This is a genomic window from Pseudomonas putida (genome assembly GCF_003228315.1).
Classification (GTDB): Bacteria; Pseudomonadota; Gammaproteobacteria; order Pseudomonadales; family Pseudomonadaceae; genus Aquipseudomonas; species Aquipseudomonas putida_S.
In genome coordinates, this window is record NZ_CP029693.1 from 6,384,757 (window position 1) to 6,396,533 (window position 11,777).

Genomic DNA, 11,777 nt, shown 5'->3' on the forward strand with positions numbered 1-11,777 from the left:
GTGCGCTTGAGTCCATCGCGAGCAAGTTCGCTCCTACAGGGCGGTGTCCTGCAACTCATCGAGCAACCGGCGCACGGCGATCAGGTCGGGCGTTGCATGTCCTTCGGTAAAGCGCTGGTAGATCGGTTCCAGCAGTTGCCGGGCTTGCTGCAAGTGACCCTGGCGCTGCCAAAGCCGCGCCAGCGAGGTGGCGCTGCGCAGTTCCCAGGCCAGCGCGCCCTGGGCCCTGGCCACCTCGAGTGCCTTGAGCAGTACGGTTTCGGCGGTGCCATCCTTGACCGGGCAATCTTCGGCCAGCAGCGCGTCGGCCCTGGCCCGCAGTATCTCCGCCGTGCTCCAGCCCGCTGCACCGCTGTCGGCGCGTTCGAGCAAGTGATCATCGACGAAGGCGCCGTCGAGGGTAACCATGATGTCCTTGATCAACCCCATCCCCCCACGCCGCGCAATCTGCCCACGGTCAGCGTCGATGACCTGCGCGTAGTGCTGCGCCCAGGTGTAGAACAGCAACACCGAATGCTTTTGCGCCTGCTCCAGCAACATGCCCAACAGATCGCGGGCGGTGTGGCTGTCGCCGTTGTAGTGGGCGATCAAACAACCGGAAAGAGCCAGGGTGTAGCAGATTGATGTGCCATGGTTGATCTGCAGGGCAATGTCCAGGGCCTGTCGCGCCGTGCGCCAGGCTTGCTCCGGTTGGCCTTGCAGCCAGAGGATGCGCGCGAGGATGGTCAGGGAGGCCACGCTCTGGTCGTATTGCACGCCAAATCCATGGGTAAAGCGGTTGAGATGACCGCTGTGGGCCATGCGCTGGATCACCTCTTCAGCGTCGAGCCGCGCCCGGGACTGGTCGCCGGCAAAATGCAGGGCCAATACCCGCAATCGATGGGTGCTCAGCGAGAGCGCCGGTTCGCCATGCAAGCCCAGTCGGTCGAACTGCCGGGTCTGCTCCAGGGCCATCTGATACTCGCCACAGCTCAAGTTGACCGCCATGTGCCCGGAAACGGCGCGCAACTCCCCGACAACATCATTGCATTGTCTGGCCAGAGCTCTGGCGGTGACGAACGCGCCAATCGTTTGCGCGGTGCCGCCCTGGACGTGGTAGCAGGCACTACCGAGGGCCAGCTTCAGATTCATTTGCAGTTGAGGGCAGGGCCGGGGTGCGATCTCGAGCAAGGCCAGGGCCTTGCGCACATAGCCGCCGTGCTCCTTGAGCAGCGACAGCTCCTGCCAGAGTGGCGTGGACACCGCTGTCAGGCGGATCGCCAGTGCCTGCGGCCCTTGTGCGTTCAGTCCCCAGTCGAGGGCCACACGCAAGTCTTCCAGGCCACGGGCATAGCGCTCGATCCAGAGCCTGGTTGGCGTCTGCTCCCATTCCTTTTGCGCTTGCTGCATCAATGCCAGACAGCGTTCGGCGTGGCGCTCCCGGGTGGCGGCCAGTTCGCCGGCCTGTTCGAGCTTTTCCACGGCGTAGCGGCGGGTGGTGTCGAGCAGACGGTAGAACACATCCTCGTCACCCACATCCACGCTCAGCAAGGACTTGGCCACCAGTTGCGTGATCGAGCCGAACACCTCGCGCGGCTCGATGTGTTCGCCGACGATCACCGCCGCGGCCGATGCCAGGGTGAAGCCGCCACGGAAGATGCTCAGTCGACGCAGACAAGTCTGTTCGCAGGCGCTGAGCAGTTCGAAGCTCCAGTCCAGTGTGGCGCGCAGGGTCTGGTGCCGGCCCGGGGACGTCTGGCTGCTGTGGGGGAGCAGGCGAAAACTGTCTTGCAGTTGCCCGAGCAAACCGTCGAGGCCAAGGCTGGTGACTTGCGCCGCCGCCAGCTCCAGGGCCAGTGGAATGCCATCCAGGCGTCGGCAGATATCGATCACCAGTGGTAGCTGGTCATCACTGAACTCAAAGCTTTCATGGCTGGCCATGGCCCGCTCGATGAACAGTTGCAGCGCGGAAAAGCCCAGCGCCTGGGTGCGGTCCAATACGGCGATGGGCGGTGGGCAGTCGAGGGATTCCAGGCGCTGGACGAATTCCCCATCGGCACGCAGGCTCTCGCGGCTGGTGGCCAGGATATGCACCTGCGGCGCGCCACGCAGCAGGCTCTCGCACAGCAGGGCCACCTCGTCGAGCAGGTGCTCGCAGTTATCGATGACCAACAACATCTGTCGCTCGTGCAGGAACAGGGTAAGGCTGTTCAGCGGTTCGGCATCGTGCACGGACAGTTCCAGCAGCGCGGCCAGATGGCCGGTGATCATCAGCGGGTCGGTGATCGGCGCCAGATCCAGCAGGCGGATGCCGTCACGGTAACGACCGATCAACTGCTCGGCGGCACTCAGGGCCACGGTGGTCTTGCCGATGCCGCCGGGGCCGACCAGGGTGATGAAGCGCTGGCGCGGCAGTTGCGCCACCAGATTGTCGACCAGCGCCTTGCGCCCGATCAGGCGGGTGCTGCGCAGGGGCAGGTTGTGTTCGCGCGGCTTGACGGGGTCGCTGGGCGGGCGCGGCTGGGCCTGCTCGAGAAAGAACGGCGCGACGAAGCTGTAGCCGCGCTGGGCCACGGTGACGATATAGCGCTGGCCGGCCTGACCGTCGCCCAGGGCCTTGCGCAGGGCGGCCATGTGCACTCGCAGGTTGATCTCTTCGACCACCGTGTCCGGCCAGACCTCGGCCATCAGTTGTTGCTTGCTGACTACGTTCCCGGCGTGCGCGAGCAGCACCAGCAGGATGTCCATGGCTCGCCGTCCCAAACGCAGGGGCTGGTCGGCCTCCATCACCAGGCGTTGTTCGGGGTAGATCCTGTAGGGGCCGAAATGCACCGCCTGATCGAGGGAAAGGGTCAACGGGTCACTCCTGTTGCAGCCGTCTGTTTCGCGGGTTTCGGGCATATTCCTCAGGTTTTTGCGTCAGCGCAATGCACTGTTTCGATGACTCCCGGGTGCAGGGATTGACTGTAGCGTATCGCTGGATGGCGTCGGTCCCATGAACATTAGGCGCCGCCTTGTTCGAAGTGACATTGAGGCGATGAGCGGTGCTGGAAAATTAACAACGTTTAACTCGTCGTACTTTCGTTCTGGTTCAACACTCCATCCCGGTTGGATCTCATTCATCGGAAGGACGCCGTAATGATCAACGTGGTGGTGGTCTATCACAGCGGCTACGGGCATACCCGGGTCCTCGCCGAGGCGGTGGCCCGGGGCGTGGAACGCTATCCGGGCAGCAGCTGCCGGCTCCTGGCCGTCGAAGACGTCGACGACCACTGGGACCTGCTGCACCACGCCGACGCGATCATCTTCGGCGCGCCGACCTACATGGGCAGCGCGTCGGCGGCCTTCAAGGGCTTCATGGAAGCTACTGCCGCCTTTTATCTGGCGCAACCCTGGCGCGACAAGCTGGCCGCCGGCTTCACCAACTCCGGCTGCCTGTGCGGCGACAAACTCAATACCCTGCTGCAGATGGCGGTGTTCGCCGCCCAGCATTCGATGATCTGGGTCGGCCTCGACCTGTTGCCTGCCCGTTCGGGGTCAGGGGTGTTTGACGGGCAGCTCAATCGCCTGGGCAGTTCGCTGGGCGCCATGGCCCAGTCGAATGTCGAGCAGTCTCCTGAACAGGCGCCACCCGCCGAGGATCGCTGCACCGCCGCCGCTCTGGGGGAGCGGGTGGCGCGACTGGCGGCGCGGATGTCGATTGATCCGGACAAGGGCGAGGTTCTGTAGGCGTTGCAAAACCTGTGGGAGCGAGCTTGCTCGCGAATGCGTAGTGTCAGTTTCCATAGATCTTGGCTGACACGGCCCTTTCGCGAGCAAGCTCGCTCCCACAGGTTTTGCGAACGACTACAAAATTGCGCTGGCGCAAGCTTTGCTTTTTGGGCCCTGCATCACCCGGCAGCGCCAGGCAAACGGGTTAATGCCTTCACTGCGGGTAAACATGTGACAGAAATGCGCCTGATCGCAAAAGCCGCACTCCAGGCTGATTTGCGTGAGGCTCAGGTCCGTGTGCCGGATCAACAGCTTGGCCCGGGCAATGCGTTGCTGGCGGATCCAGTCCTGGGGCGAAAGGCCGGTGCTGCATTTGAAGGCGCGGGAAAAATGACTGCGCGACAGCGAACAGGCCAGGGCCAGTTCGGTCACTTCCAGGGGCTCGCCAAGGTGTTCGAGGATCAGTTGTTTCACCAATCGCTCACGCTGCGGGCTCAGGCCCCCGGCGTTTTTCAAAGGCGTTTGTGCGACTGTCGCGCGGACGGCGTTTTGCTGTGATTGAGCCATGACGAAGGTCCGTGTCGGTAGGACCCATTCTTGAAGCCCGGCGCTCTGGCTTGCGAGTTAAACGTTGTTAATTCCTCCTCCGCTGCGGGGAAGTCTGGCGTAAAGTCAGCCACAATCGCCCTCCGTACCTGGCCCGTCACACAAGGAACCCGTGCCTGTGAATCGAAATGATCTGCGTCGCGTCGACATGAACCTGCTGGTGATTTTCGAAGCGCTGATGTTCGAAAAAAACCTCACCCGCGTGGCGGAAAAACTGTTCATGGGCCAGCCGGCGGTGAGCGCCGCCCTTGGCCGGTTGCGCGATCTGTTCGACGACCCGCTGCTGTTGCGCAATGGCCGCGGCATGGAGCCGACGGGGCGGGCGCTGGCGATTCTCAAGGAATTGCAGCCGGCCATGGACGTGATTTCCGGAGCGGTCAGCCGGGCCAAGGAGTTCGATCCGACGACCAGCAATGATGTGTTTCGCATCGGGCTGTCGGACGATGCCGAGTTCGGGCTGTTTCCGCCGCTGTTGCGTCAGTTGCAGGAAGAGGCACCGGGGATCGTGGTCGTGGTGCGCCGTGCCAACTACCTGTTGATGCCGACCTTGCTGGCGTCCGGTGAAATCTCCGTGGGCGTGAGCTACACCACGGAATTGCCGGCCAATGCCAAGCGCAAGAAGCTGCGGGACATTGCCTGCAAGGTGCTGCGCGGCGACACCCGGCCGGGCCCGCTGACCCTCGACGAATACTGCGCCAGGCCCCATGCGATGGTGTCGTTTTCCGGCGACTTGAGCGGCAACATCGACCTGGACCTGGCCAAGGTCGGACGCTGCCGCAAGGTGGTGCTGGGCGTACCGCAATTCAGTGGCCTGCGCGCGCTGCTGGCGGGCACCGAGATGATCGCCACCGTGCCTGACTACGCGGCCTGCGCACTGGTCGAGGGCTGTGGCCTGCGCGCCGAAGACCCACCCTTCGAAATCGAAGCCGCGCAGCTGTCCATGGCCTGGAGCGGCGTCCATGACAACGACCCTGCGGAACGCTGGCTGCGCTCGCGCATCAGCCAGTTCATGTCCGCGCCGCTCGACACCTCCGCGTCCGCCTGACACACCGCCCCTGTAGGAGCGAGCCTGCTCGCGATGACGTCGGAACATCCAACATCGATGGCGCCTGACACACCGTCATCGCGAGCAGGCTCGCTCCCACAGTGATCTATGGTGTTGCCGGATTTTGAGTCCATCACAAAACCCTGTGGGAGCGGGCTTGCCCGCGATGAGGCCGGCACATCCAGCATCCCTGGAGCCTGACACACCGTCATCGCGAGCAGGCTCGCTCCTACAGGGAGCCGGTAGCCAGGTACTCACGCAAAAAGAGCACGTACATCCAATTTTTTCTTCCCCCGTCCCGGCAATCTCACTACTCGATTTGCCGGAGCCTTGCGTATGTCTGAACTCAATCGACTTGAACCGACCAGCCCCGGGGCGGGTGAGGTCGTCACTCTGATCGTCAAGCACCGGATCAAGGCCGGGTTTGAAGAGCCCTACGAAGCCTGGCTGCGCAACATCGTCAAGGTGGCGGGGCAGAGCGAAGGGCACCTGGGGGTGGACGTGGTCCGTGGCAAGCAGTCGAGCCTGCACCTGTTCACCTGTGTACTACGCTTTTGCTCCACCGACGCCATGCAGCGCTGGCTCGATTCGCCGCAACGTCAGGCGCTGATCGAGGAAGCGGCACCGATGTTGGCCGACGGCGACCAGACCGAAGTCAATCCGGTCAAAGAATTCTGGTTCTCGCCGCTGGCCGATGCGGCCTCGCCACCGCCGCGCTGGAAACAGGCCGTGGTGACGCTGCTGGTGATCCTGCCGCACACCTTGCTGGTGCCACTGCTCTGGGGGCCACTGTTGAAGCTCAATGCATTCCTTTCCAGCTACGTGGTCGCCACCTTCCTGATCACGCTGACCATCGTGCTTTCGGTGGTGTACGTCTTTATGCCGCTGGCCACGCGCCTGTTCGCGCCGTGGCTGGAAGCCGGCCAGTCCCATACAACTCAGCCTTAAGGAAACCCGATGAACGCCGATCTGATTTTGTTCAATGGCCAGTTCCATACCGTTGACCGGGAAAACCCGCTCGCCAGCGCCGTGGCCATTCGCGAAGGCCGCTTCGTGGCCGTTGGCAGCGATGCCGAAGCCATGGCGCTGCGTGGTTCGGGCACCCAGGTGATCGACCTCAAGGGCCGCTGCGTGATTCCCGGCCTCAACGACTCGCACCTGCACCTGATCCGTGGCGGCCTGAACTACAACCTGGAGCTGCGTTGGGAAGGTGTGCCGTCGCTGGCCGATGCGCTGCGCATGCTCAAGGAGCAGGCGGACCGTACGCCGACCCCGCAGTGGGTGAGGGTGGTCGGTGGCTGGAACGAATTCCAGTTTGCCGAAAAACGCATGCCGACCCTTGAAGAACTCAACCAGGCCGCGCCGGACACGCCGGTGTTCGTCCTGCACCTGTACGACCGGGCCTTGCTCAACCGTGCCGCGCTGCGCGTCGCCGGCTACACCCGCGACACGCCGAACCCGCCGGGCGGCGAGATCGTTCGCGATGCCAACGGCAACCCCACCGGCATGCTGGTGGCGCGTCCCAACGCGATGATCCTCTACGCGACCCTGGCCAAGGGGCCGAAGCTGCCGCTGGAATATCAGGTCAACTCGACCCGTCAGTTCATGCGCGAACTCAATCGCCTGGGCCTGACCAGCGCCATCGATGCCGGCGGTGGATTCCAGAATTACCCGGACGATTACCAGGTGATCGAGCAACTGGCCAAGGACCAACAGTTAACGGTACGCATTGCCTACAACCTGTTCACCCAGAAGCCCAAGGAAGAACTTACCGACTTCAAGAACTGGACCGGCAGCGTCAAGTTGCATCAGGGCGACGACTACCTGCGGCACAACGGCGCCGGCGAGATGCTGGTGTTCTCGGCGGCGGACTTCGAAGACTTCCTCGAACCGCGCCCGGACCTGCCGCAAAGCATGGAAGACGAACTGGAGCCGGTGGTGCGTCATCTGGTCGAGCAGCGTTGGCCGTTCCGCCTGCACGCGACCTACAACGAATCCATCAGCCGCATGCTCGACGTGTTCGAGAAGGTCAACCGCGACATCCCGTTCAATGGCCTGCCGTGGTTCTTCGACCACGCTGAAACCATCACCCCGCAGAACATCGAGCGGGTAAGGGCGCTGGGCGGCGGCATTGCGATCCAGGATCGCATGGCGTTCCAGGGCGAGTACTTCGTCGACCGCTATGGCAAACAAGCTGCCGAAGCCACGCCGCCGATCAAGCGCATGCTTGCCGAAGGTGTGCCGGTCGGTGCGGGCACCGACGCCACGCGCGTTTCCAGCTACAACCCGTGGACATCGCTGTACTGGATGGTCAGTGGCCGTACCGTCGGCGGTCTGGCGTTGTACGAGGAAGGTTTGCCTCGCACGACGGCGCTGGAACTGTTTACCCACGGCAGTGCCTGGTTCTCCTCCGAGCAGGGCAAGAAAGGCCAGATCAAGGTCGGGCAACTGGCGGACGTGGCGGCGTTGAGCGCGGACTTTTTCAGTGTCGAGGAAGAAGCCATCAAGTGGATCGAGTCGGTGCTGACCGTGGTCGGCGGCAAGGTCGTGTACGCCGCGGGCGATTTCGAGAAGCTGGGGCCGGCCAGCGTACCGGTGCTGCCGGACTGGTCGCCGGTGGTGAAGGTCCCCGGTCACTGGCGGCCGAACTCACCGCTGCAGGCCCAGGTTCACCAGTGCAGCGGACCCTGCGCGGTGCACTCCCACAGCCATGAGCGGGCGCGCCTGTCGAACGCCCCGGTGAGTGATTTCTCCGGGTTCTGGGGCGCTTTAGGCTGCTCGTGCTTTGCTTTCTAACGCATACCAAAAAGCGCCGACGTGATCCGTCGGCGCCAAAAGCAATAACCATCCACCAAGGAGTTTTTTCATGAGCAACGTTCCTTACAAGCGCCTGAACAAAGACGATGCCGTTGTACTGCTGGTCGATCACCAGACCGGTCTGATCTCGCTGGTGCAGGACTTCTCGCCCAACGAATTCAAGAACAACGTGCTGGCGCTGGGCGACATCGCCAAGTTCTTCAAGCTGCCAACCATCCTCACCACCAGCTTCGACAAAGGTCCGAACGGCCCGATCGTGCCGGAGCTCAAGGCACAGTTCCCGGATGCACCGTTCATTGCCCGTCCAGGCCAGATCAATGCCTGGGACAACGAAGACTTCGTCAAGGCCGTCAAGGCCACCGGCCGCAAGCAACTGATCATCGCCGGTGTGGTGACTGACGTATGCGTGGCGTTCCCGACCCTGTCGGCCATTGCCGAAGGTTTTGAAGTGTTCGTGGTGACCGATGCTTCCGGCACCTTCAACACCACCGTGCAACAAGCAGCCTGGGCGCGCATGTCGGCCGCCGGTGCTCATCTGCTGAACTGGTTCGCCGTGGCCTGCGAGCTGCAAGTCGACTGGCGCAACGACATGGAAGGCCTGGCCAACCTGCTGTCCGAACGCCTGCCTAACTACCGCAACCTGATCAACAGCTACACCACCTTTACCAAGTGATTGTCCGGCTGCCGGCCTCGGTCGGCAGCCTTTAAAAGATCGCTAAACCCTGTAGGAGCAAAGCTTGCTCGCGATGGTCGTCAACGATGACGCGGAGTATCTGAATCACCGCGGCGTTTGAGAGATCATCGCGAGCAAGCTTTGCTCCCACAGAAAAGCCCCTCGCCACACATTGCCGTGTGGCGAGGGGCTTTTTTTTCAGTTCAAGTGAGTCTTGAGCTCCAGCGCCGCCTGGCGCACCGCCGCTTTCACTTCAGGAATCTGGCTCAACGGGTTGAGCAAACCAAAGTCATGAATCATCCCGTTGTAACGCACCGACGTCACCGGCACGCCGGCCGCATCCAGGTGGCGGGCATAACCTTCGCCTTCATCGCGCAACACGTCGAACTCGGCGGTCTGCACCAGCGCCGCCGGCAGGCCCTTGATCTGTTCGGCACTGGCGTTGAGTGGCGAGGCGTGGATCTGTGCGCGTTCGGCCGGGTTGGTGGTGTAGTTGTCCCAGAACCACTGCATCATGCCCTTGGTCAGGAAGTGGCCCTCGGCAAATTGCTGGTACGAGCCGTTATCGAAGCCCGCGTTGGTCACCGGCCACATCAGCAGCTGAAAGCGCAGGGCCGGAGCGTTCTGTTCCTTGGCCATCAACGCCACCACCGCCGCCATGTTGCCGCCGACGCTGTTGCCGGCCACCGCCAGACGCTTGCCATCGACACCGATTTCCCGGCCATGCTCGGCCACCCAACGCGTCGCGGCGTAGGCCTGGTTGATCGCGGTGGGGTACTGCGCTTCCGGCGACGGCGTGTAATCGACGTAGACCGCGACAGCGCCGGAGCCCACCACCAGGTCGCGAATCAGCCGTTGGTGAGTCGGGAAATCCCCCAGCACCCAGCCGCCACCGTGGAAGAACATGAACACCGGCAACTCGCCCTTGACCTTGGCCGGACGGACGATCTTCAGGTTGATTGTTTGTTCACCGACCTTGATCGCGCGGTCACTGACGTCGACGCCGGACAGGTCCACCTTCACCGACGCCTGCGCACCGGTCAGCACCGCACGGGCGTCTTTCGGGCTCAGTTGTTCAAGGGGCTTGCCACCACCGGCGGCGAGGGCTTCGAGGAAGGCCTGGGTGTTGTGCTCGACGCCGGGGCTGCCAGCGGCAAAGGCATTGCCGACAGCGAAGGCGAGCAGGGTGGTGGTCAGGGACTTCTGGACGATGTTCATCGGGTAATTCCTTTTAGTCTGGTGGTTGGCGGCTCGTGTTTCGAGCCGATGTGCGCAGATTAATGAGGTGCCCAAATGAGAAAAAGCCGCTATAAAGCGTTTGACTGTCAACCAAGGTGTGACAATGAACCCGTTCGAAGACATGCGTATCTTTTGCCAGGTCATGGAGTCCGGCAGCTTCACCGCTGCCGCCGATCAATTGGGCCTGTCCAAGCAGTTTGTCAGCCGTCGTCTGATGCAGCTCGAAGAGCGCCTGGGCGTGCGCTTGCTCAACCGCTCCACGCGGCGCCTGGACGTCACGCCGCTGGGCCAGAGTTATTACGAATCGGCCTTGCGCCTGCTGGGTGAGGTCGAACAGGTGGAGCAGGGCATCGCCGGGCAAACCACCGAACCGCGCGGCACCATTCGCGTCAGCGCGCCGCTATCGTTCGCCTTGGCGCATCTGGGCTGCCTGCTGCCGTTGTTCCTGCAGCGCTACCGTGACGTCACCGTGGAAGTGGATTTGAGCGATCGACCGGTGGACTTGCTCGGAGAGGGATACGACCTGGCGCTGCGCATCGGCACGCTGGAAGACTCGACGCTGATCGCCCGACGTATCGCCTCCATCGAGCGGGTGTATTGCGCCAGCCCCGCGTACCTGGCCGAGCGCGGCACACCGCAAAAGCCCGAAGACCTGCACCAGCATGACTGCCTGCCTTACGGCCATGGACGCCAGGTGCAATGGCGCTTCGCGGGCCCGGGCAAGCCACTGGCGGTCAACGTCACCGGACGGATGCGGGTCAACAACGGCGAGTTGCTCAAGGACGCGGCGATGGCCGGGATGGGCATTACCTACCTGCCGACCTTTATCGTCGGTGCGGCATTGAAGGAGGGGAAGTTGGTGCCGGTGCTGGACGAATTCCGACCGGAGCCGCTGACGTTGTCGGCGGTGTATCCGCAGCACCGGCAATCGTCGCGACCGGTGCAGGCGTTGATCGAGTTTTTGCGGGAGCGGCTGGATCGGGCATAAGCGTTCTACAGGCAACCAAATAACTGTAGGAGTGAGCCTGCTCGCGATGGCGGAGTGTCAGACAACATCGATGTTGAAGATCTGCCGTCATCGCGAGCAGGCTCGCTCCTACAGGGTACGGGGTAGATCAGTTCGCGCGCTTGTCGTCCCCCGGTTCGCCACCAACATGAACGCCGCGATCGTCACCGACTTCACCGGCGCGATGCACACCGTTGTCGTCACCGGCGCGATGCACGCCTTTGTCATCACCTGCACGGTGAACCCCGTGATCATCCCCCGGTTCGGAATGGGTGCCGCTGCGGCCGGAGCTTGAGGCGCTGCCGCTGGAATGATCGCTGCCGCTATCACCACTGCTGCCGTGACCGCTGCCGCTTCCACCACTGCCTCCACTGCCACCGCTTCCGCCACCACCATTGCCGCCGCCGTGACCGCCACCGCCACCGCTGCCGCCGCCACCGCCGCCACCGCCGCCGCCACCGCCGCCGCCACCGCCGCCACCACCACCGCCACCGCCTCCACTACCTCCCTCCCTGGCATGGGCAGTCGACATATCTGACAGGCTGTCCGGAATCAAGACGGTAGACGCCGACAAAACTGCGCCAATAGCTACTGCAAGTAAAAGCTTGTTGAAGTGCATGTCGTTCTCCGTTTTCTTCTTCGGGTGCAACGTGAAAGCACTGCAATTGAAGTCACAGTGCAACCCACAGCCCGCCCCAGTT

Annotated in this window: 10 protein-coding genes; 6 read left to right on the forward strand and 4 right to left on the reverse strand. The window is 63.0% G+C overall.

Annotation, left to right across the window (positions count from 1 at the left end; all coding sequences use genetic code 11):
• Positions 1-33: 33 nt before the first annotated feature.
• The gene (locus tag DKY63_RS30020; protein ID WP_110967439.1) at positions 34-2,835 is read right to left on the reverse strand and encodes an ATP-binding protein; all 2,802 of its coding nucleotides are present in this window, start codon (positions 2,833-2,835) and stop codon (positions 34-36) included.
• Positions 2,836-3,117: 282 nt separating this feature from the next.
• On the opposite strand from DKY63_RS30020, the gene DKY63_RS30025 reads away from it, so the two are divergent.
• Positions 3,118-3,708: a flavodoxin family protein gene (locus DKY63_RS30025; RefSeq protein ID WP_110967440.1), complete on the forward strand. Its 591-nt coding sequence runs from the start codon at positions 3,118-3,120 to the stop codon at positions 3,706-3,708.
• Between the two features lie 117 nt (positions 3,709-3,825).
• Here the strand turns inward: DKY63_RS30025 and DKY63_RS30035 are convergent, their stop codons facing one another.
• Positions 3,826-4,257 carry a helix-turn-helix domain-containing protein gene (locus DKY63_RS30035; RefSeq protein WP_110967441.1) on the reverse strand — a complete coding sequence of 144 codons (432 nt, stop codon included), beginning with the start codon at positions 4,255-4,257 and terminating at the stop codon, positions 3,826-3,828.
• 157 nt (positions 4,258-4,414) lie between these two features.
• On the opposite strand from DKY63_RS30035, the gene DKY63_RS30040 reads away from it, so the two are divergent.
• From DKY63_RS30040 to ycaC, 4 genes are all read left to right on the forward strand, one after another.
• Complete coding sequence (locus tag DKY63_RS30040) at positions 4,415-5,341, forward strand: LysR family transcriptional regulator (RefSeq protein WP_110967442.1); 927 nt, start codon at positions 4,415-4,417, stop codon at positions 5,339-5,341.
• 336 nt (positions 5,342-5,677) lie between these two features.
• On the forward strand, positions 5,678-6,289 hold the full coding sequence (locus tag DKY63_RS30045; protein WP_110967443.1) for an antibiotic biosynthesis monooxygenase: 612 nt from the start codon (positions 5,678-5,680) through the stop codon (positions 6,287-6,289).
• A 9-nt stretch (positions 6,290-6,298) separates the two neighbouring features.
• Positions 6,299-8,137 carry an amidohydrolase gene (locus tag DKY63_RS30050; RefSeq protein WP_110967444.1) on the forward strand — a complete coding sequence of 613 codons (1,839 nt, stop codon included), beginning with the start codon at positions 6,299-6,301 and terminating at the stop codon, positions 8,135-8,137.
• A 70-nt stretch (positions 8,138-8,207) separates the two neighbouring features.
• Positions 8,208-8,831 carry an isochorismate family cysteine hydrolase YcaC gene (ycaC, locus tag DKY63_RS30055; protein WP_110967445.1) on the forward strand — a complete coding sequence of 208 codons (624 nt, stop codon included), beginning with the start codon at positions 8,208-8,210 and terminating at the stop codon, positions 8,829-8,831.
• A gap of 198 nt (positions 8,832-9,029) precedes the next feature.
• Here the strand turns inward: ycaC and DKY63_RS30060 are convergent, their stop codons facing one another.
• Positions 9,030-10,049: an alpha/beta hydrolase gene (locus DKY63_RS30060; RefSeq protein WP_110967446.1), complete on the reverse strand. Its 1,020-nt coding sequence runs from the start codon at positions 10,047-10,049 to the stop codon at positions 9,030-9,032.
• 124 nt (positions 10,050-10,173) lie between these two features.
• Between DKY63_RS30060 and DKY63_RS30065 the strand changes: the two genes are divergently transcribed.
• Positions 10,174-11,058, forward strand: a complete 885-nt coding sequence (locus DKY63_RS30065) for a LysR family transcriptional regulator (protein ID WP_110967447.1) — start codon at positions 10,174-10,176, stop codon at positions 11,056-11,058.
• A 127-nt stretch (positions 11,059-11,185) separates the two neighbouring features.
• Here DKY63_RS30065 and DKY63_RS32800 read toward each other — a convergent pair whose 3' ends face one another.
• The gene (locus DKY63_RS32800) at positions 11,186-11,695 is read right to left on the reverse strand and encodes a hypothetical protein (protein ID WP_239499346.1); all 510 of its coding nucleotides are present in this window, start codon (positions 11,693-11,695) and stop codon (positions 11,186-11,188) included.
• Positions 11,696-11,777 lie beyond the last annotated feature (82 nt).